This window comes from Kribbella sp. NPDC051770, from assembly GCF_040681455.1.
Lineage (GTDB): Bacteria > Actinomycetota > Actinomycetes > Propionibacteriales > Kribbellaceae > Kribbella.
Genome location: NZ_JBFAYT010000010.1, coordinates 46,011 through 65,424, shown reverse-complemented (window position 1 = coordinate 65,424; position 19,414 = coordinate 46,011). Strand labels below are relative to the sequence as shown.

The 19,414-nt window shown below is 69.9% G+C and carries 17 protein-coding genes; 10 read left to right on the top strand and 7 right to left on the bottom strand.

Translation table 11 applies throughout. The features are described 5' to 3' along the window. Positions 1 to 57 precede the first annotated feature (57 nt). The 3 genes from AB0M01_RS29280 to AB0M01_RS29270 form a co-directional block, all read right to left on the bottom strand. A complete protein-coding gene (locus AB0M01_RS29280; protein ID WP_363675113.1) occupies positions 58 to 474 on the bottom strand; it encodes an HIT family protein in 417 nt (138 codons plus the stop codon). Continuing rightward, entirely contained in the window at positions 474 to 2,381 is a 1,908-nt protein-coding gene (locus tag AB0M01_RS29275) for a Na+/H+ antiporter (protein WP_363675110.1), read from the bottom strand. The genes AB0M01_RS29280 and AB0M01_RS29275 overlap by 1 nt, the downstream gene beginning before the upstream one ends. A gap of 191 nt (positions 2,382 to 2,572) precedes the next feature. After that, positions 2,573 to 3,067 carry a DUF402 domain-containing protein gene (locus tag AB0M01_RS29270; protein ID WP_363675108.1) on the bottom strand — a complete coding sequence of 165 codons (495 nt, stop codon included), beginning with the start codon at positions 3,065 to 3,067 and terminating at the stop codon, positions 2,573 to 2,575. Between the two features lie 54 nt (positions 3,068 to 3,121). Between AB0M01_RS29270 and rfbB the strand changes: the two genes are divergently transcribed. Both rfbB and AB0M01_RS29260 read left to right on the top strand, forming a co-directional pair. After that, positions 3,122 to 4,120, top strand: a complete 999-nt coding sequence (gene rfbB, locus AB0M01_RS29265; RefSeq protein ID WP_363675106.1) for a dTDP-glucose 4,6-dehydratase — start codon at positions 3,122 to 3,124, stop codon at positions 4,118 to 4,120. A 215-nt stretch (positions 4,121 to 4,335) separates the two neighbouring features. Beyond that, positions 4,336 to 4,473: a hypothetical protein gene (locus tag AB0M01_RS29260; protein ID WP_363675104.1), complete on the top strand. Its 138-nt coding sequence runs from the start codon at positions 4,336 to 4,338 to the stop codon at positions 4,471 to 4,473. A 16-nt stretch (positions 4,474 to 4,489) separates the two neighbouring features. Here the strand turns inward: AB0M01_RS29260 and AB0M01_RS29255 are convergent, their stop codons facing one another. After that, positions 4,490 to 4,996: a DUF402 domain-containing protein gene (locus tag AB0M01_RS29255; RefSeq protein ID WP_363675102.1), complete on the bottom strand. Its 507-nt coding sequence runs from the start codon at positions 4,994 to 4,996 to the stop codon at positions 4,490 to 4,492. 158 nt (positions 4,997 to 5,154) lie between these two features. Here AB0M01_RS29255 and dxs point away from each other — a divergent pair, with 158 nt between their 5' ends. The 4 genes from dxs to AB0M01_RS29235 all read left to right on the top strand — a co-directional run bounded on the left by dxs (position 5,155) and on the right by AB0M01_RS29235 (position 11,663). Beyond that, positions 5,155 to 7,050, top strand: coding sequence for a 1-deoxy-D-xylulose-5-phosphate synthase (gene dxs, locus AB0M01_RS29250; protein WP_363675100.1), 1,896 nt, complete (start codon positions 5,155 to 5,157; stop codon positions 7,048 to 7,050). A 289-nt stretch (positions 7,051 to 7,339) separates the two neighbouring features. Continuing rightward, positions 7,340 to 8,599 (top strand): hypothetical protein, encoded by a 1,260-nt coding sequence (locus AB0M01_RS29245; protein WP_363675098.1) that lies wholly within the window; start codon positions 7,340 to 7,342, stop codon positions 8,597 to 8,599. A gap of 169 nt (positions 8,600 to 8,768) precedes the next feature. After that, positions 8,769 to 10,145, top strand: a complete 1,377-nt coding sequence (locus AB0M01_RS29240) for a hypothetical protein (RefSeq protein ID WP_363675096.1) — start codon at positions 8,769 to 8,771, stop codon at positions 10,143 to 10,145. A gap of 36 nt (positions 10,146 to 10,181) precedes the next feature. Next, a complete protein-coding gene (locus AB0M01_RS29235; RefSeq protein WP_363675094.1) occupies positions 10,182 to 11,663 on the top strand; it encodes an amino acid permease in 1,482 nt (493 codons plus the stop codon). Here the strand turns inward: AB0M01_RS29235 and AB0M01_RS29230 are convergent. Then, the gene (locus AB0M01_RS29230; RefSeq protein WP_363675092.1) at positions 11,660 to 12,439 is read right to left on the bottom strand and encodes an aminoglycoside adenylyltransferase domain-containing protein; all 780 of its coding nucleotides are present in this window, start codon (positions 12,437 to 12,439) and stop codon (positions 11,660 to 11,662) included. The genes AB0M01_RS29235 and AB0M01_RS29230 overlap by 4 nt on opposite strands. Positions 12,440 to 12,483: 44 nt before the next feature. On the opposite strand from AB0M01_RS29230, the gene AB0M01_RS29225 reads away from it, so the two are divergent. Beyond that, entirely contained in the window at positions 12,484 to 13,794 is a 1,311-nt protein-coding gene (locus AB0M01_RS29225; RefSeq protein WP_363675089.1) for a hypothetical protein, read from the top strand. A gap of 66 nt (positions 13,795 to 13,860) precedes the next feature. Here AB0M01_RS29225 and AB0M01_RS29220 read toward each other — a convergent pair whose 3' ends face one another. Together AB0M01_RS29220 and AB0M01_RS29215 are read right to left on the bottom strand one after the other, a co-directional pair. After that, positions 13,861 to 15,978, bottom strand: a complete 2,118-nt coding sequence (locus tag AB0M01_RS29220; protein WP_363675087.1) for a 3-hydroxyacyl-CoA dehydrogenase NAD-binding domain-containing protein — start codon at positions 15,976 to 15,978, stop codon at positions 13,861 to 13,863. After that, entirely contained in the window at positions 15,975 to 17,174 is a 1,200-nt protein-coding gene (locus AB0M01_RS29215) for an acetyl-CoA C-acyltransferase (protein WP_363675085.1), read from the bottom strand. Before AB0M01_RS29215 ends, AB0M01_RS29220 begins: the two co-directional genes overlap by 4 nt. 177 nt (positions 17,175 to 17,351) lie before the next feature. Between AB0M01_RS29215 and AB0M01_RS29210 the strand changes: the two genes are divergently transcribed. The 3 genes from AB0M01_RS29210 (at position 17,352) to AB0M01_RS29200 (ending at position 19,324) form a co-directional block, all read left to right on the top strand. Beyond that, positions 17,352 to 18,020 (top strand): hypothetical protein, encoded by a 669-nt coding sequence (locus AB0M01_RS29210; RefSeq protein WP_363675083.1) that lies wholly within the window; start codon positions 17,352 to 17,354, stop codon positions 18,018 to 18,020. Between the two features lie 144 nt (positions 18,021 to 18,164). Beyond that, entirely contained in the window at positions 18,165 to 18,839 is a 675-nt protein-coding gene (locus AB0M01_RS29205) for a dienelactone hydrolase family protein (protein ID WP_363675081.1), read from the top strand. Then, positions 18,836 to 19,324, top strand: a complete 489-nt coding sequence (locus tag AB0M01_RS29200) for a glutathione peroxidase (RefSeq protein ID WP_363675079.1) — start codon at positions 18,836 to 18,838, stop codon at positions 19,322 to 19,324. The genes AB0M01_RS29205 and AB0M01_RS29200 overlap by 4 nt, the downstream gene beginning before the upstream one ends. The last annotated feature ends 90 nt before the right edge of the window (positions 19,325 to 19,414 follow it).

Genomic DNA, 19,414 nt, shown 5'->3' with positions numbered 1-19,414 from the left:
CGGTTCGTCGGTCGGTACGGCACTACCACGAACGACCGGGCCCCGGATGGACAGCGCCTAGGAAGAAAGTGCGTCGCGGAGTTGCCGAGCGTACGACGCCGCCTCGTCCTCGTCGGCGTACTTGGTCCGTGGCCAGAAGAACCCGCGCAGCCCGTCGCCCTTGGTCCGGGGTACGACGTGCACGTGCAGGTGCGGCACCGACTGCGACACCACGTTGTTCACCGCCACGAACGACCCCTGCGCGCCGTACGCCGTACGGACCGCGGCGGCGACCGACCGCGCCGCCCCGAACAGCGGCACGGTCAGCTCGTCCGGCAGCTCGACCAGGGTGTCGACGTGCTCGCGCGGCACGATCAGCGTGTGCCCCTTGAACACCGGCCGGATGTCCAGGAACCCGACCACCTCGGGCGTCTCCAGCACGAGGTGGGCGGGTGTCGACCCGGCGACGATCGAGCAGAACAGGCAGTCGGCCATCACCCGAGGGTTTCGTCGACGAAGCACCAGCGCCAGTTCTCGCCGGGCTCGAACGACCGCATCACCGGGTGCTCGGTCTGGGCGAAGTGCTTGCTGGCGTGCTTCATCTGCGACGAGTCGCAGCAGCCGACGTGCCCGCAACCCAGGCACAGCCGCAGGTGCACCCAGGTGCCCCCGTCGGCCAGGCACTCCTCGCAGCCCTCCGGCGTGTTCGGCGTGGTCACCACCGGCGCCGTGGCCAGGTGGTCGCACGGGCCGCCCGGAGGCGCCGGTACACGGAGGTCGTCGGACTGTCCGCCGACGTCGTCGGCTTCTGCGCGATCCAAGATGGACTCCTCGATGTCGAGTGCGATCTGTGCCCGTTGCAGCACCTCGTCGGCGACGAGGCCCTCGTCCCGGACCTTGAGGATGTGCGCACGCTCGGCCTGCAGCATGACCATCCGAAGTCGACGATATGCCTCACTCGGCGTTTCGTACTCCGTTTCGGGCCGGCCGAGTCGCTCCCAGGCGGCCAGCGCCCGGGCCTCGCCGCGCTGGCGGAGCAGCTCGACGACCCGCGGCGGGTCCTCGGCGGTGAGGACCTTGTCGAGCTCCTCCTCGCCGGCCTTGTGCGCGGCCTGCAGTACGGCGGCCTCCTGCAGCGCGTCCTCGGCCGGGTCGGGACCGGGCAGGTTCATCCGGCGTACGAGCCAGGGGAGCGTCGAGCCCTGGAGCAGCAGCGTGCCGGCGGTGACGGCCAGGGCGATGAACACGAGCAGCTCGCGGTGCGGCGTGTTCTCGGGCAGCACGAACACCGCGGCCAGGGTCACCACGCCGCGCATCCCGGCCCACGACAGCACGGTCAGCGCCTGCCAGGAGACCGGGCCGGACCGCGACCGGCCGAGGATGTTGCGGGACAGGATCGTCACCGGGAACATCCAGATCGGCCGCAGCAGCACGACCGTGAGGAAGACACCGATCGTGGTCAGCGCGATCGTGCGCGCCGACAGTGGGCTCTCCGACAGGTCGTCCAGGATCCACCGGGTCTGCAGACCGATCAGCAGGAACACTGCGTTCTCGAGCAGGAACTGGATCGTGCGCCAGTTGGTCCGCTCCGAGATCCGCGACGCCGCGGACTGGATGATCGGCGCCTTGTGCCCGAGCAGCAGACCGGTCACCACCACCGCCAGTACGCCGGACGCGTGGATGTAGTGGTTCTCCGCGGCGACGTACGCGATGAAGGGCGCGGTGAGGCTGAGCGTCGTGTCCAGCACCGGGTCGGTGAAGCGGCGCCGGATCTTGGCCAGCACGATCGCGACCACCAGCCCGACCACGATCCCGCCGCCGGCGGCGCGCAGGAAGTCGAGGCTGACGTCGAGGAACATCGGCGTCACCACGGCGGCGCCGATCGCCGTCCGCAGGCACACCAGCGCGGTCGCGTCGTTCAGCAGGCTCTCGCCCTCGAGGATCGTGACCACCCTCCGGGGCAGGCCGACCTTCCGAGCGATCGCGGTCGCCGCGACGGCGTCCGGCGGCGCGACCACCGCGCCGAGCGCGAACGCGGCCCACAGCGGCAGCGGCTTCTGCCCGTCGGCCTCGGCGAGCGCGCCGAGCAACCAGTACGCGACGAACCCGACACCGACAGCGGTGAACGCGACCAGGCCGACCGAGAGGGTGCTGATCGAGCGCCGGTGCTGGGAGAAGTCGACCAGACTGGTCTTGATCGCTGCCGAGTAGAGCAGCGGCGGCAGGAAGCCGACCAGCACCACCTCGTGCGACAGCTCGACCCGCGGGACGAACGGCAGGTACGACGCCACGACGCCGACCACGACCAGCAGCAGGGGCGCCGACATCCCGATCCGGTTGGCCAGCGCAGCGCCCGTCGCCACCAGCGCGACCAGGGCGACGATCTCGATCGCGATTTCCACGCGCACAGTGTCGCAGGCAGCCGCCGGAAACGTGCTGCGAGCGTCCGGTTTCGCCGATTCCGCGGAAAGATCCTTCGACTCGGGCGCAAAAGCTTGTCAGGGACCAACCTGTCGGCGATCCTGGGATCGCTGCCGGGCCGACCGGCTGGGACGGGGCGGTTCCAGCCAGGAGCGGCCCGGCCGCCTTGTCCCTAGCGGACCTGGTCGAGGTAGGTCTTGTACGCCGTACGGAACGGCTCCTCGGCCAGCACCGCACCCGACAGCCAGTCCGCGGAGGCCTGCGCGGCCCGGATCACGTCGGCCGGGTAGTCGTACTTCACCTGGTGCTCGGCGAACTCGTCCTCGTCGTCGACGTAGAAGCTGCCGTCGCGCCGCTTCACCACGTCCAGGTCGAGGTCCACCATCGTGAACTCCTCCTTGCCGAACGTCACCGGCGTCGTCACGTCGCAGTAGATCTCGGTCTTGGCCGGGACGTCGTTGAAGCTCGCGGTGAACCACTTGTCGCGCGGGAACAGCTGCACGCAGGCCGCGTCCATGGTGATCGCCGGCTCCTCGCCGCGCTGCGCGGTCGCGCCGGCCGGCGCACCCAACCAGACGCCGTACTGGTCTTCTCCGAGGTAGGTCATCCACTGGTGCCAGTGGAGCTTGCCGTCGTACTTGCGATAGACAACCCGGACTCGGCGCATGGCGTCACCGTACCGGCGCCGCCGGTCACCTCCGGGATCGCTATCCTGTGCCGCATGCGACGGATGCTCATCACCGGCGGCGCCGGCTTCATCGGCTCGAACTTCGTGCACGACACGGTACGGCGGTACCCCGACGTCGAGGTCACCGTGCTCGACGCGCTCACGTACGCCGGGAGCCGGAGCAACCTCGACCCGGTCGCCGAGCAGGTCACCTTCGTGCACGGCGACATCTGCGACGCCGAGCTGGTCGGCAAGCTGGTCGCCGAGACCGACGTGCTGGTGCACTTCGCCGCCGAGTCGCACGTCGACAACTCGCTGAACGACCCGTCGCCGTTCATCCAGTCGAACATCATCGGCACCTTCACGCTGCTGGAGGCGGTCCGCAAGCACGACAAGCGGATGCACCACATCTCCACCGACGAGGTCTTCGGCGACCTCCCGCTGGACTCGGTCGACCAGTTCACCGAGACCACGGCGTACGACCCGTCCTCGCCGTACTCGGCCTCGAAGGCGAGCTCGGACATGCTGGTCCGCGCCTGGGCCCGCTCGTACGGCGTCGCCGCGACCCTGTCGAACTGCGCGAACAACTACGGCCCGTACCAGCACGTCGAGAAGCTGATCCCGCGCCAGATCACCAACGTCCTGATCGGCGACAAGCCGAAGCTGTACGGCGCCGGCGAGAACGTCCGCGAGTGGACCCACGTCGAGGACCACAACGACGCCGTGCACCGCATCATCACCGACGGCCGCCTCGGCGAGACCTACCTGATCGGCTCCGGCGACGAGCGCAGCAACAAGCAGATCATCGAGAAGATCCTCACCCTGATGGGCGAGCCCGAAGACGCCTTCGTCCACGTCAACGACCGCCCCGGCCACGACCTGCGCTACTCCAACGACTCCACCAAGATCCGCACCGAACTCGGCTGGCAACCCCGCTACGCCGACTTCGACGCGGGCCTGTCGGCCACGATCGACTGGTACAAGGCCAACACCCCGTGGTGGGAGCCCCAGAAGGGCTCGGCGGAAGCGAAGTACAAGGTCCTGGGCCGCTGATCGATCGCCGGCCGGGGGCAGGCGGCTCCGGGATCTGTGCTCAGTACGGCGTCACGCCGCTGCAACCCCGCCCGGACCAGTTGCTCGGCATCGCCGAGAACGTGAAGAACCGAGCGCTCCAGCCAGTCAACGGCCTGCGGCATCGGCCGGCGGGAGATGCCTCGGGGTGGTACATCTGGGCGGGGGAGGTGCTGTCGGACGCCCCAGGGTTCTTCGTGCCGCTACACGCCGAGCATCTCGCCGAGTGGCGCCCGGAGGTCCTGCCGTACTTGGCTCTACCCCCGGGCTGGCGGTTTCTGATCGCGCCCGGCTACGAGGACGTTTGGTTCGACGAGACACTGCTGGCGATCTGACCTCGGCGTCGTGGACTCAGTCAGCGAGCTCGCGGACGCGGTCCAGGTACGTCTTGTAGACCGTCAGGAACGGCTCTGTGGTGGTGATGTTGGACACCACCCACTCGCACGTCGCCTGGGCGGTGGCGATCACCTGGGGTGGGTAGCCGTAGTGGATCTGGTGCATGGCGAACTCGTCTTCGTCCATGACTCGAACGGTGCCGTCGCGGAGGCGGCGGATGTCGAGGTCGAGGTCTACCGCGGTGACCATGGAGACGCCGAACTCCGGTGGCATGGTGATGTCGCAGTAGATCTCGGTGGGGTGGGGCGCGGCGTTGAACAGGGCGCTCCACCACTGGCCGCGGGGGAACAGGCGGACGCGGACGTGGTCGACGCTGATCCAGGTGCCGTCGGCGCGCTGGGCGCGGTCGCCGGGGCGGGAGCCGACCCAGAGGCCGTGGTCGTCCTCGCCGAGGTGGACCGACTCCATCAGGCGGTGCGGGCGGCCGTCGTACTTGCGGAACAGGGTCCGCACCATCTCCATGACGGTTACTCTAGGTGAGATGGACGCGACCGGTGAACAACCCGTACGCCGCGAGCGTCCCGTACTGTGAGATTGCTCCGGGAGGGGTTGCCGCGTTCGGCTTCGGCGACCGGGGTGCATAGACTCGACCATTCGAGGACAACCTGCGGAGGAGCTCGATGCGCTTGCTGGACACGGTCGGAGGGCCGGCGGACCTCAAGGACCTGACCGATCAGCAGCTGACGGACCTCGCCGCGGAGATCCGCGACGTGCTCGTCGAAACGGTCTCGCGGACCGGCGGTCACCTCGGCCCGAACCTCGGCATGGTGGAGATCACCCTGGCGATGCACCGGGTCTTCGACTCGCCGCGCGACCGCCTGGTCTACGACACCGGCCACCAGACCTACGTGCACAAGCTGCTCACCGGCCGGGCGCCCAAGTTCGACACCCTGCGCCAGCAGGGTGGCCTGTCGGGGTACCCGAGCCAGGCCGAGTCCGAGCACGACCTGGTCGAGAACAGCCACGCCTCGACCGCGCTCTCGTACGCCGACGGCCTGGCCAAGGCGTACCGGCTGCGCAAGGAGGACCGGCACGTGGTCGCCCTGATCGGCGACGGCGGCCTGACCGGCGGCATGGCCTGGGAGGCGCTGAACAACATCGCGGCCGGCGAGGACCTGAAGCTGGTCGTGATCGTGAACGACAACGGGCGTTCCTACAGCCCGACCGTCGGCGGTCTGGCGACGCACCTGACCAGCCTGCGCACCAACCCGCGGTACGAGAAGATCCTCGACCTGGTCAAGACGAACCTGGGCCGGACGCCGCACGTCGGCCCGCCGATGTACGAGGTGCTGCACGGCGTCAAGAAGGGCCTCAAGGACATGCTGGCCCCGCAGGGCATGTTCGAGGACCTCGGCCTGAAGTACGTCGGCCCGGTCGACGGCCACGACCGGGAGGCGATGGAGGACGCGCTGGCCCGGGCGAAGGCGTTCGGCGGTCCGGTGCTGGTGCACGCGGTCACCCAGAAGGGCTTCGGGTACGACGCGGCGGTGCAGGACGAGGAGGACAACTTCCACCAGATCCGCCCGCTGCACAAGCCGCGCGGCTGGACCGACGTGTTCGCCGAGGAACTGGTCGAGATCGGCCATCGGCGGCCGGACGTGGTCGCGATCACCGCGGCGATGCTGCACCCGACCGGCCTCGCGGCGTTCGGGCAGGAGTTCCCGGACCGGATCTTCGACGTCGGTATCGCCGAGCAGCATGCGGTGACGAGCGCGGCGGGGCTCGCGATGGGCGGGCTGCACCCGGTCGTCGGGCTGTACGCGACGTTCCTGAACCGGGCCTTCGACCAGCTGCTGATGGATGTCGCGCTGCACAAGTGCGGCGTGACCTTCGTGCTCGACCGCGCCGGTGTCACGGGTGACGATGGCGCGAGCCACAACGGCATGTGGGACATGTCGCTGCTGCAGGTCGTGCCGGGGCTCCGGCTGGCCGCACCGCGGGACGGCAAGCGCGTCGCGGAGCTGCTGAACGAGGCGATCGAGGTGGACGACGCCCCGACCGTGCTGCGGTACGCCAAGGGCGAGGTGTTCCCCGACATCGAGGCGATCGACCGCGTCGGTACGACGGACGTCCTGGTCCGCACCGGCACCGACGTGCTGCTGGTCGGCATCGGGTCGATGGCGGCGACCGCCGTCGACGTCGCCGAGCGGCTCGGCGCGCAGGGCTTCGGGGTGACCGTGGTCGATCCGCGCTGGGTGAAGCCGGTCGCGCCGGAGCTGGTCGAGCTGGCCGCGAAGCACAAGTTCGTCGTGACGATCGAGGACAACGGCCGCGTCGGCGGGTGCGGTGCGGCGATCGCGCAGGCGATCCGCGACGCCGGCGTCGCCACGCCGGTCCGGGACTTCGGGATCCCGCAGCGCTTCCTCGACCACGCGAAGCGGCCGGCGATCCTGCAGGAGATCGGCCTGACCGGTCAGGAGCTGGCCCGCGACGTGATCGAGATGATCACCCGCCACCAGGGGGACGCGATCACCAGTGAGCCCGACACCGCCCGCGGCCGGCCCACCGGCGCCTGATCCCGAGCCTGCTCCCTGGTTCCCCCAGGAGCAGACTCAGGACCCAGCCGAAGCAGAAACCGGCGAACTCCCGCCGGTCGACGCTTGGTTCCCCGAGGAGCCGAGCCAGCCTTTGGCTGCTGCTGGGAGTCAGTCGGGTTGGAGGCCCGCGGAGACCTCGGGGCCCGACCGGGCTGCTGACGCAGGCCCGGCCGCCGGCTCGGCGCCGGTCGGCGACCGGGAGCCCGTTCGCGGTCGGCACGCGGCCGCCACTCGTCGGCGGGGGATCGGGCCTGTCCTCATCGCCCTCGTGCTGGTCGCCGCCGCGGTCGCCGGCGGGCTTGCGCTCCACGAGTCCGGCTCCCGCACGGCCAACCCACCCGCGGAGGCCGCCCCCAAGACCCCCGTCGTCGACCGCGCCGCCCGCGCCTCCGGCGTCGACGCCGTACTGACCGCCCGCGCCGAAGCGGTGAAGCTCAACAAGCCCGAGCAGTTCCTCGCGGCAGTCGACCCCGCGAACAAAACCCTGCGCGCTCGCCAGCGCATGCTCTTCGACAACCTCCGCCGCTTCGGTTTCGCCAGCCTCAAGTACGAGCGCCTCCAGGAGCAGTACGACCAGGCGATCACCGACAAGTACGGCCCGAGCACCTTCGTCGTCGCGATCGCGATGACCTACCAGATCCGCGACATCGACCCCGTCCCCGCGCGCACGATGCTCGGCTACACCTTCGTCCAGCGCCCCAACAAGCAGTGGACGCTGGTCTCCGACACCGATCTCGACCGAAGGCTCCCGCGCGGCTCGCACCAGGAAGCCTGGGACACCGGCGAGGTCCTCGTCCGCCGCGCGCCAAGAGTCCTCGTCGTCGTCGAACGCGGCCAGGGCAAGCTCGCGAACAGCCTGCTCACCAAGGCCGGCAGCGCGGTCAAGGCGGTCAGCAAGAGCTGGCCCGGCGGCTGGACCGGCTCCGGCGTCGTCATCGCGCTCGACGACAAGATCGTCCGCGGCGCGGACTACACGCTCCCGAAGAACGCCGAGGACGCGCTGGCGATGGCGACCTGGGTCTACCGTTCGCTGCCCGGCGAGGTCAGCGGTGTGGGGGAGCGCACCGACTCGTACGTCGTGATCAACCCGCGCAACCGCGCCAAGGTCGACGCCCGGACGCTCGCGCACGAGTTCACCCACGTCGCGACCGCGCCGTACGGGACGTTCGCACCGCGCTGGCTGGTCGAGGGTGCGGCGACCTGGATCGAGTTCCTGCCGATGGACGGCGCGAAACCGCTCGCGCTCGGGACGTACCGGCAGACCGTCCGCACCAAGTACCTCGCCAAGGCGAAGGCGCTGCCGGCCGATGCGACGTTCTTCCGCGACTCGCTGTCGTCGTACCCGCTGTCCTGGCTCGCCGTCGACCTGCTCTTCGAGCGGTACGGCGGGACGGAGCTGGTGACGCTGTACCAGGAGATGGCCGCGCTCGGCCAGACCCAGGCCGAGCGGGACCGGATCATGCTCGAGCACCTCGGCATTACCGAGGCCGGACTCTTCCAGGCCCTGAAAGCTGCCGCGGCAGCCTGATCGCTCCACCAGGCGGAACCGGTTACGGGAATCGCTTGCCGGACACCCGGGGTTTCCCGGGGATTCCCGGGGCAAGTTGTATACCCGGCGTGTCGGTGGTGGATTCAGCAGGACCGAGTAGGGTAGCCGGGCTGTCGCTGGACGGGCGGACCGGAGGAATCGACCCGACGTGAGTGTGTCACCCCCTGACGCTGCCCGGCCGGGCGCTCAGGCACCGCCCCCGAGACCCCGCCGCTGGCTGGGTCTGCTGGTGGTGGTCGCGGTGACCTGCGGCGGTGTCGTTTACGCCGTCGAGCAGCGCGAGGACGACGCCCGGAACCGGCCCAAGGTCAGCGTCGGCCCGACCGCCCCGCCGAACCAGAGCAACAAGCCGCCGTCGAAGACCGCGGCCGCGGTCGCCGCCCGCCGGCTCGCCGTCGACACCGTGCTGCTGCGCCGCGCCCGCGCGGTCCGGACCGGCAACGAGAAGCTGTTCCTGTCCGACCTCGACCCGGCCGACACCAAGCTGCGCCAGGAGCAGCGGACGCTGTTCGCGAACCTGGTCGAGATCGGGTTCACCGAGGTCGGGTTCAGCCAGGCCGAGGAGCGGTTCGACCAGGAGGTGGTCCGCGAGCACGGCGCCTCGACGTACCTGGTCCGGGTCCTGATGCGGTACCAGATCCCCAAGGTCGACCACGACCCGGTGACCACCGAGCTCGGCTACACGTTCGTCAGCCGCGGCGGCCGCTGGGTGATCACCGACGACGACGACCTGGACGACGAGCTCGGCCCGACCGCGCACCGCGAGCCGTGGGACCTCGGCCGGATCGAGGTCCGGCGCGGGCCGCGGGTGCTGGTGATCGTGGAGAAGGGCGACACCGAGCGAGCCAAGGCGATCGTTGCCGAGGCCAACGAAGCGCTCGGCCAGGTGTCGGCGTACTGGCCACGTCGCTGGCGTGGCTCGGTGCTGATCGCGGCGCTCGACGACACCGAGGTCCGCGACGCCCGGTTCGCCGACGAGGACATCGAGTCCGCGGCCAGCGCCGGTTCGACGTTCACCTCGCTGCCCGGTCAGGACACCGCCGACGGTACGGTCGGCGGTGCGTACATCGTGGTGAACCCCAAGGAGCGCGACCGGATCGACGAGATCCTGCTGTCGCACGAGATCACCCACGTCGCCACCGCGGACCTCGGCGGGTACGAGCCGCTCTGGCTGGCCGAGGGCGTCGCGGAGTACGTGTCCTGGCGCGGGATCGAGGCGGTCAGCGGTCCGGGCGAGGTCGCGAAGTGGGAGCAGGAGGTCGTCGACCAGGCGCTGCCCGGCCTGAACGCGCTGCCGACCGATCTCGGGTTCTACCAGAGCAACGCCGACGTGTACGGCGTGAGCTGGCTGGCCGTGCGCTTCCTGGTCCGCGAGATCGGTGTGAAGGCGGTCGAGGAGCTGTACGAGGACCTGGCCCGGCACGGCACCGACCAGGCCAACCGCGACCGCATACTCCTGACCCGCACTGGGTACACCGAGGCGACGCTGTGGATGTCGCTGAAAGACTACCGGCCTCAACGGTGAGTAACATCTGAAGAAAATCTGGACCAAGGAGGCGTCGTGAGTCTGTTGCGGACCAAGACGATCGAGCAGTCGATCGCGGACACCGACGAGCCGGAGTACCAGCTCAAGAAACGCCTCACCGCCCTGGACCTGACCGTGTTCGGCATCGGCGTCATCATCGGCGCCGGCATCTTCACGCTCACCGGCCGGGCGGCCCAGGCGTACGCCGGACCGAGCATCGCGCTGTCGTTCGTGCTGGCGGCGATCTGCTGCGGGCTCGCGGCGTTGTGCTACGCGGAGTTCTCCTCGACCGTTCCGGTCTCGGGCTCGGCGTACACGTTCTCGTACTTCTCGCTCGGTGAGATCTTCGCCTGGATCATCGGCTGGGACCTGCTGCTCGAGCTGATGCTCGGGGCAAGTGTCGTGGCGCAGGGCTGGTCGACGTACGCCGCACTGTTCCTGGAGCAGATCGGCCTGGGCTGGCCGGACTCGATCGGCCCGGACTCCAGCGTGAACGTGCTGGCGATGCTGCTGATCATCGTGCTGACGATCCTGGCCACGGTCGGCATCAAGGAGTCGCTGCGGGTCAACCTGGCGCTGGTCGCGGTGAAGCTGTTCGTGGTGCTGTTCGTGATCATCGCGGGCCTGTTCTACATCAAGGGCTCGAACCTGACCCCGTTCATCCCCGACAGCGTCCCGGCCGAGAACGGCGACGTCACCATCACCACCCCGTTGTTCCAGGCGCTGTTCGGGTTCACGCCGTCGACGTTCGGCGTGATGGGCCTGGTCTCGGGCGCGTCGCTGGTGTTCTTCGCGTTCATCGGGTTCGACGTGGTCGCGACCACCGCCGAGGAGGCGAAGAACCCGCAGCGCGACCTGCCGCGCGGCATCATCGGCTCGCTGGCGATCTGCACGGTGCTCTACGTGCTGGTCTGCATCGTGATCACCGGGATGGTCAACTACAAGGACATCAACGGCGAGGCCGCGCTGGCCGAGGCGTTCCGGTCGGTCGGCCGGCCCGGGTTCGCGACGCTGATCTCTGCCGGTGCGGTCGCGGGTCTGACCACCGTGGTGCTGACGCTGATGATCGGCGCGGCCCGGGTGGTGTTCGCGATGAGCCGTGACCACCTGGTGCCGGCCAAGCTCGGCAAGACGCACCCGAAGTTCGGTACGCCGTACCGGTTGACGATCGGGATCGGTGTCGTGGTCGCGATCGTCGCGGGCGTGACCCCGATCGGCAAGCTCGAGGAGATGGTGAACATCGGCACCCTGGCCGCGTTCACCCTGGTCTCGATCGCGGTCCCGCTGCTGCGCAAGCGCCGCCCGGACATCGAGCGCTCGTTCCGCGTCCCGGGCAACCCGGTGATCCCGATCCTGGCCGCGCTGATCTGCATCTACCTGATGCTGAACCTGTCGCTGGAGACCTGGCTGCGGTTCGCGATCTGGATGGCGCTCGGCTTCATCGTGTACTTCCTGTACGGCTACCGGCGCAGCCGCGTCGGTCGCGAGGAGGCGACCGGCGAGGTCACCAAGGCCTAGTCGCGCGCGGTCGCCGTCGCTGTGGCGAACGCGGCGAAGGCGACCGTCCGCTGCACCTCGCCGGAGTCGGCCGTGTCCTCGGGATCCCACCCGAGGGCGCGGCCGTCCAGCGCCCGGCGGCACAGCCCGGACCACTCGGGGTCGAGGGTGTCGATCGCCCAGAGCAGCGCCGCGCGCTTCGAGCTGATCCGGCCATCGGCGAGCGTGTGCAGCATCCGGCACAGCGTCGTCACGGCGTACCGCTGCCCCCAGGCCAGCTCGATCGAGATCCAGGTGGCGAGGCCGGGCAGCAGCTGCGGGATGTCGGCCCGCATCCGCGCCCGCAGGACCTCCGCCGGTACGACGTCGACGAGCGACTTCGGATCTGGCCCGGCCAGCGTCACGCCGTACTCGCGCAGGGTCCAGCGGACCACCTCGGTGTTGCAGTGCGCCGACCACTGCATCTCCCGCCAGCCGTTGTCGATGTAGAGCCAGTCGCGGCCGAGCCCGTCGAGCGTGCGCAGCTCGGACAGCAGCGGGTACGAGCCTTCGAGGCGGCGGTTCCAGTACCCCTCGCGGGTGGGGATCTCGTCGTGCAGCACCCGCAGCGCTGCCTCCTGCGTCGGCGTGATCGGGCGGTGGACCGGGATCAGGAAGTCGCAGTCGCTCTCCCGGTCGGCGTCGCCGAGCGCGAACGAGCCCTGCAGGTACGCGCCGACGAAGTTGTCGCCGAGGATGCGGTGGGCGGTCGTGCTGAGCTCCCGGAGGATCTCGTCCAGCTCGGCGTAGACGGTCATGACGATAGGATCGCGCAGTTGGACCGATCGAGGGCGGGATTTTCATGAAGCACCCGAGGCGCTGGGTCGCGGCCGCTGCCGCGCTCGTGCTGGCGGGGACCGCCGGGGTCGTGGCCGTGCGGCAGAGCGGGGACGGCGGACCGCCGGCCGGGAGTACGGCGGCAGCGCTCGGCAACCCGTCGGCCCACGAGCTGACCGACGCCGAGCAGAAGAGCCGGCAGCGCGAGGTCGACCTGCTGCTCGGCAAGCGGGCGGCCGCCGTACTGAAGAACGATCCGGCCGGGTTCCTCGCCGCGGTCGACCCGAAGCAGCCGAAGCTGGTCGCCCGGCAGCGGCTGCTGTTCACGAACCTGCGCAAGTTCGGCTTCGGCAGCCTGACGTTCTTCACCGCCGACAGCTGGCCGACGCCGAAGCTGACTGAGAAGTACGGGCCGACGACGTTCAGCACCCGGGTGATGATGCGGTACCAGATCGCCGGGCTCGACCCGAAGCCCGTGCAGACCGATCTCGGCTACACCTTCGTCCGCCGCGACAACCTGTGGGTGCTGGTCGAGGACGGCGCGACCGACGAGATGCTGAGCCGCGACGGGCACCGGCAGCCGTGGGACTTCCAGGAGGTCGCGCTGGTCCGCCGCGGCAAGGTCGTCGTGGTGGTCGGGCAGCGTGAGCTCGCGCTCGGCCAGAAGATCGCGCAGGTCTCCGAGGACGCCGTCGCCGCCGTCCGCCGGCACTGGCCGCGCGGCTGGAACGGCTCGGTGCTGGTGGTCGCGATGCCGGAGCCGCAGGTGATGGCGACGGTGTGGACGTCGGGCGACGGCCGCGGCTGGACGATCGCCGCCAAGGCGGTCACCTTGTACGAGGGGGAGCAGCTCGGCAAACCGTCCGGTCCGCCGATCGGCAGCCGGATCGTCATCAACCCCGCGCTGCGCAAGGACCTCGACGAGGACCTGCTGGTGCACGAGATGACCCACGTCGCGACCGTCCCGATCGGCCCGATGGTCCCGTTGTGGCTGAGCGAGGGCCTGGCTGAGTACGTGCGCTGCCGCTCGGTCGAGGACGACCCCGAGTGGACCGTCGACCCGTACCGGCGGACGGTGAGGACCAAGTACCTGCCGGGCCTGAACGAACTCCCGGACCGCAAGGCGTTCGACGCGAACGGCGACCGCGCGTACGGCCAGAGCTGGTGGGCCGTCCAGTACCTGGTCGACGACCTCGGGATGAAGAAGGTCGCCGCCCTGTACGCCGACCTCGCGGTCCACGGCACCACCGAGGCGGCGTACAGCACGATCCTGAAGCGGCACACCGGCAAGACCCCGGCGGAGCTGACGCTGGCGGTCAGGCGCTTCCGGGGCTGACGAAACGGACTGCTGGGGCCGGAGCGGGCTTCCGGGCGCCGCACCGACCCCAGCAGGTTCGGGGGATCAGGCCAGCGAAGCGACACCCTTGGGGAGGAAGCGCTGCCCGTTGACCTTCTCGGCGATGCCCGAGCGGTCCAGGTACGGCGTGATGCCGCCGAGGTGGAACGGCCAGCCGGCACCGAGCAGCAGGCACAGGTCGATGTCCTGGGCCTCGGCGACGACACCCTCGTCGAGCATGATCCGGATCTCCTCGGCGAGCGCGGTCAGCACCCGGGTGCGCAGCTCGTCGGCGCCCGACGGCTTGTCGCCCACGGTCACCAGCGCCTCCACCTCCGGATCGACCGACGGCTTGCCCTCGGCGCTCCAGACGTAGAACGAGCTCTTGCCCGCGGCAACGACCTTGGCGAGGTTCTCGGACACCGCGAACCGGTCCGGGTAGGCCCGGTTCATCGTCTCGGCGACGTGCAGCGCGACCGGCAGACCGACCAGCTGCAGCAGCACGAACGGCGGCATCGGCAGGCCGAGCGCCGACAACGCCTTGTCTGCTTCAGGAATCGGCGTACCTTCGTCGACCGCCGCGCTGACCTCGCCGAGGAAGCGGGTCAGCAGTCGGTTCACCACGAAGGCCGGCGCGTCCTTGACCAGCACGCAGGACTTCTTCAGCTTCTTGCCGACCGCGAACGCCGTGGCCAGCGAGGCGTCGTCGGTCTGGTCGGCGCGGATGATCTCCAGCAGCGGCAGCACCGCGACCGGGTTGAAGAAGTGGAACCCGACGACCCGCTCCGGGTGCTCCAGCCCGGCGGCCATCTCGGTGATCGGCAGCGACGAGGTGTTCGTCGCCAGGATCGCCTCCGGCGCGACGATCTTCTCCAGGTCGGCGAAGATCGTCTTCTTCAGCTGCAGCTCCTCGAAGACCGCCTCGATCACGAAGTCGGCGTCGGCGAAGACCGCGCGGTCCACCGAGCCGGTGACCAGCGCCTTCAGCTGGTTGGCCTTGTCCGGGCGGATCCGGCCCTTGCCGAGCAGCTTGTCGATCTCGCCGTGCACGTAGCCGACACCGCGGTCGACCCGCTCCTGGTCGAGGTCGGTCAGCACCACCGGCACCTCGAGGCGGCGTACGAAGAGCAGGGCGAGCTGGCCGGCCATCAGACCGGCGCCCACGACGCCGACCTTGTTGACCGGACGGGCCAGCGACTTGTCCGGCGCACCAGCCGGGCGCTTGGCGCGCTTGTTGACCAGGTCGAACGCGTAGAGGCCGCTGCGCAGCTCCTCGCTCATGATCAGGTCGGCCAGCGCCTCGTCCTCGGCCGCGAAACCGCGGTCGCGGTCGTTGTCCTTGGCCGCCGCGATCAGGTCCAGCGCCCGGTACGGCGCGGGCGCCGCGCCGCTCACCTTGAGGTCGGCGAACGCCTTGCCGCGGGCGACCGCCGCGTCCCACGCGTCGCCGCGGTCGATCTCCGGCCGCTCGACGGTGATCTCGCCGGTCAGCACCTTGCTCGCCCAGATGAACGACTGCTCGAGGAAGTCGGCCGAGTCCAGCAGCACGTCGCCGATCCCGAACTTCACCGCCTCCGGGCCGGACAGCATCTTGTTCTGGTTCAGCGCGTTCTCGACCACGACCTTGACGGCCTTGTCGGCGCCGATCAGGTTCGGCAGCAGGAAGTTGCCGCCCCAGCCCGGGAGCAGGCCGAGGAAGACCTCCGGGGTCGAGATCATCCCGGCGGCGACGGACACGGTCCGGTACGACGCGTGCAGCGCGACCTCGAGGCCGCCGCCGAGCGCGACCCCGTTGACGAACGCGAAGCTCGGCTTGCCGCCCTCGGCCAGCTTGCGCATCACGCCGTGGCCGATCCGGCCCAGGTTCAGCGCCTGCTCCCGGTCGACCAGCTTCGGTACGCCGCTGAGGTCGGCGCCGGCGGCCAGGATGAACGGCTTGCCGGTGACACCGATCGCGACGACGTCCTCGCGGGCCAGCGCCGCGTCGATCGCCTGGTTCAGCTCGGCCAGACCCTTGGGGCCGAAGGTGTTCGGCTTGGTGTGGTCCTGGCCGTTGTCGAGCGTGATCAGCGCCATCGTGCCGGCCTGGTTCGGCAGCACGACGTCCCGGCTGGGGGCGAGCGTGACCAGCTCGTCGTTCTCGATCGCGGTCGCCTCGGCGATCAGCGTGTTGAGGTCGTTCATGCGGCGTTGCCTTCCCAGTTCGGGTTCTCCCAGATGACGGTTCCGCCCATGCCGAGGCCGACGCACATGGTGGTGAGGCCGTAGCGGACCTCGGGGCGCTGCTCGAACTGCTTGGCCAGCTGGTTCATCAGCCGGACGCCGGACGAGGCCAGCGGGTGACCGAAGGCGATCGCACCGCCGTACGGGTTGACCCGCGGGTCGTCGTCGGCGATCCCGTAGTGCTCCAGGAAGGCCAGCACCTGGACGGCGAACGCCTCGTTCACCTCGAAGGCCTGGATGTCGTCGATGGTCAGGCCGGCCTGCTTCAGCGCCTTCTCGGTCGCCGGGACCGGGCCGAAGCCCATCACCTCGGGCTCGACCCCGACGAAACCGTACGAGACCAGCTTCATCTTCGGCTTCAGGCCGAGCTCCTCGGCCGCCTCGGCCGAGGCGAGCAGCGCGGCGGTCGCGCCGTCGTTGATCCCCGCCGAGTTGCCGGCGGTGACCCGGCCGTGCGGGCGGAACGGGGTCTTCAGCTTCGCCAGGTCCTCCAGCGTCGTACCGGGCCGCATCGGCTCGTCGGTGGTCGCCAGGCCCCAGCCCTGCTCGGCGGAGCGGATCGCGATCGGGACCAGGTCCGGCTGGATCAGGTCGTTGGCGTAGGCCTTGGCGGCGCGCTCCTGCGACAGTACGGCGTACGCGTCGGTGCGGGCCTTGGTGATCGTCGGGTAGCGGTCGTGCAGGTTCTCGGCGGTGGAGCCCATCACCAGCGCGGAGGTGTCGACCAGCTTCTCGGAGATGATCCGCGGGTTCGGGTCGACGCCCTCGCCCATCGGGTGCCGGCCCATGTGCTCGACACCGCCGGCGATCACCACGTCCTGGGCGCCGAAGGCGATCCCGGACGCGACCGTGGTGACCGCGGTCATCGCGCCGGCGCACATCCGGTCGATCGCGTAGCCCGGGGTGGTGTTCGGCAGACCGGCCAGCAGCGCGGCGGTCCGGCCGATGGTCAGGCCCTGGTCGCCGATCTGGGTGGTGGCCGCGATCGCGACCTCCTCCACCCGCTCAGGCGGCAACGACGGGTTGCGGCGCAGCAGCTCACGGATGCACTTGATCACCAGGTCGTCGGCGCGCGTCTCGGCGTACTGACCCTTGGCCTTGCCGAACGGGGTGCGAACGCCGTCGACGAACACGACATCGCGGATCTCACGGGGCACGAGGCCCTCCTTAACGTAGGGTGGCACCCCCGATGCTACCCGCCGGTAACGAATCGCCCCAAGCAGCCATGCCTGTGCGGCTGCTCACAACCGGTGCGGCCCGGCCGCGCGTTGGACGTGGCGCCCGGCTGCGAACAGGCGCATGCTGGATCAAGGCACGCTTCGGGAGTCGCTCAGATGAACAACTTCGATCTCTCCGTCCCGGTCCTGAGCCGGGGCAAGCACCGCAGTCCGCGCAAGGGCGCCTGCTTCATGGAGTTCGCGTCCTACCTGGCCGGGGAACCCTGGTCGGACCACCCGGCCTGCACCCACCCGCTGCTCGCGGGCGTCGCACGCGACGTCAACGACTGTACGACGGACGCCGGCCGCTCCCGGCTGGCGCCGCTGATCCCGTCGGTGATCGGCCTGACACCGGACGACCCGCACGTCGTACCGCGGGTGACAGCCGTCTGCATCCAGCAGGCGCTACCGGTGGTCTCGCAGGAGCGCCAGTACATCCTCGCCGTCGCGCTGATCGTGGGGGAGCGCCAGCTCGCCCAGCTCGACGGCCGCCCGCTGGACAGCGTCGACCCGGCGTCACAGGAGGCCCTCGACTCGGTCCCCGCGGCGACCAAGTGGGCGCGGGCGTTCACCGCGAAGGCGCACCGGGGGACCGCCGACTACGCCCGCCGTACGGCCCCTCGTGCGGTGTCGTGCGCGGTCGAAGGCATCTCCCAGGCCTGCGTCAACGACCCGGACGACCGGCTGTACCGGCTGCTCAACTCGGCCATCGAGGAGTGCAAACGCTGGGTCCCGGCCAAGCCCGTACGCCGCCTGGCCAACGAGTCGGTCGACGTCCAAGGCTGACCGGAAAGGTTTTGGGGCCGCCCGCTCTGGACTGAGGAGAGAGGGAGCGAAGCGACCGAACGACGAGGGAAGAGCGGGCGACAAAGCCCCAAAACCCGCGGCGACGAAGTCGACGCCAAAAGCACAGCCAGTAGGCTCGCTCACGTGACCTTGGAAATCGACACCGGCTCCGGCCTGATGCCAGTGCACGTCTGGGAAGGGCAGGGGCCGGGGCTCCTGCTGCTGCAGGAGATCTTCGGGGTCTCCGACTACATCAAGGAGCGCGGCGCGCAGCTCGCCGCGCTCGGCTACCACGTGGTCGCGCCGGAGATCTTCTGGCGTCTCGACGACGTCGATCTCGACCCGGACGCACCTGACCTGCTCGACCGGGCGCTCGCCGTACTGGGTCGGCTCGACTGGGGCCTGGCCGTGTCCGACTCGGTGGCCGCGCTGGAGTACCTGCGCGGGCGCGACACCGCGGTCGGCGTGATCGGCTTCTGCTTCGGCGGAGGGCTCGGCTTCAACGTCGCCGCGGTCGCCGACCCGGACGTCTTGGTCAGCTACTACGGCTCCGCCCTGCCCAACCTGCTGCCGCTCGCGCCGGAGGTGACGGCGACCAGCCTGCACCACTTCGGCGACGCCGACGACTACCTGCCGCCGGCCACGGTCGACAGCATCGTCGCCGCGCTCGGCGACGCCGAGATCCACCGCTACGCCGGCGCCGGGCACGCGTTCGACAACCCGATGCCCGCGTTCCACCACGCCGAGGCCGCCGCGCAGGCCTGGCAGCGCACCACCGACTTCCTGTCCCGCCAACTGCCCCTTGAAGGAAACAGATGAGCCTGTACGACATCCCCCTGCGGTCCCTGTCCGGCACCGAGACCTCCCTCGGTGACTACCAGGGCAAGACCGTGCTGGTCGTCAACGTCGCCTCCAAGTGCGGCGCCACCCCGCAGTACACCGAGCTGGAGAACCTGCAGCGCAAGTACGCCGACCGCGGCTTCACCGTGCTCGGCGTCCCGTGCAACCAGTTCGGCGGCCAGGAGCCCGGTACGACCGAGGAGATCCAGGAGTTCTGCTCGACGACGTACGGCGTGACGTTCCCGATGCTCGACAAGGCCGAGGTGAACGGCGAGGGCCGCCACCCGCTCTTCGCGGAGCTCACCCTGACCCCGGACGCCGAGGGCAACGCCGGCGACGTCCAGTGGAACTTCGAGAAGTTCCTGGTCACCCCCGCGGGCACGGTCGCGGCCCGCTTCCGCACCCGGACCACCCCGGAGTCCGCCGAGGTCGTCGAGGCCATCGAGCGCCAGCTCCAGGCCTGACCACCGACCAGCTGGTCAAGAGCTGCAGGCCTCAGCGCCGACCGGTTGACCATCAGCTCCAGGCCTGACCACCGACCAAGTAGTTCCCCC

What these genes read in the sequence shown, in the direction of transcription:
- AB0M01_RS29225 (WP_363675089.1), top strand. Translation starts at nt 12,484, where the DNA reads ATGAAGCACCCGAGGCGCTGGGTCGCGGCCGCTGCCGCGCTCGTGCTG.
- AB0M01_RS29270 (WP_363675108.1), bottom strand. Translation starts at nt 3,067, where the DNA reads ATGCGCCGAGTCCGGGTTGTCTATCGCAAGTACGACGGCAAGCTCCAC.
- dxs (WP_363675100.1), top strand. Translation starts at nt 5,155, where the DNA reads ATGCGCTTGCTGGACACGGTCGGAGGGCCGGCGGACCTCAAGGACCTG.
- AB0M01_RS29210 (WP_363675083.1), top strand. Translation starts at nt 17,352, where the DNA reads ATGAACAACTTCGATCTCTCCGTCCCGGTCCTGAGCCGGGGCAAGCAC.
- AB0M01_RS29280 (WP_363675113.1), bottom strand. Translation starts at nt 474, where the DNA reads ATGGCCGACTGCCTGTTCTGCTCGATCGTCGCCGGGTCGACACCCGCC.
- AB0M01_RS29230 (WP_363675092.1), bottom strand. Translation starts at nt 12,439, where the DNA reads ATGACCGTCTACGCCGAGCTGGACGAGATCCTCCGGGAGCTCAGCACG.
- AB0M01_RS29255 (WP_363675102.1), bottom strand. Translation starts at nt 4,996, where the DNA reads ATGGAGATGGTGCGGACCCTGTTCCGCAAGTACGACGGCCGCCCGCAC.
- AB0M01_RS29200 (WP_363675079.1), top strand. Translation starts at nt 18,836, where the DNA reads ATGAGCCTGTACGACATCCCCCTGCGGTCCCTGTCCGGCACCGAGACC.
- AB0M01_RS29220 (WP_363675087.1), bottom strand. Translation starts at nt 15,978, where the DNA reads ATGAACGACCTCAACACGCTGATCGCCGAGGCGACCGCGATCGAGAAC.
- rfbB (WP_363675106.1), top strand. Translation starts at nt 3,122, where the DNA reads ATGCGACGGATGCTCATCACCGGCGGCGCCGGCTTCATCGGCTCGAAC.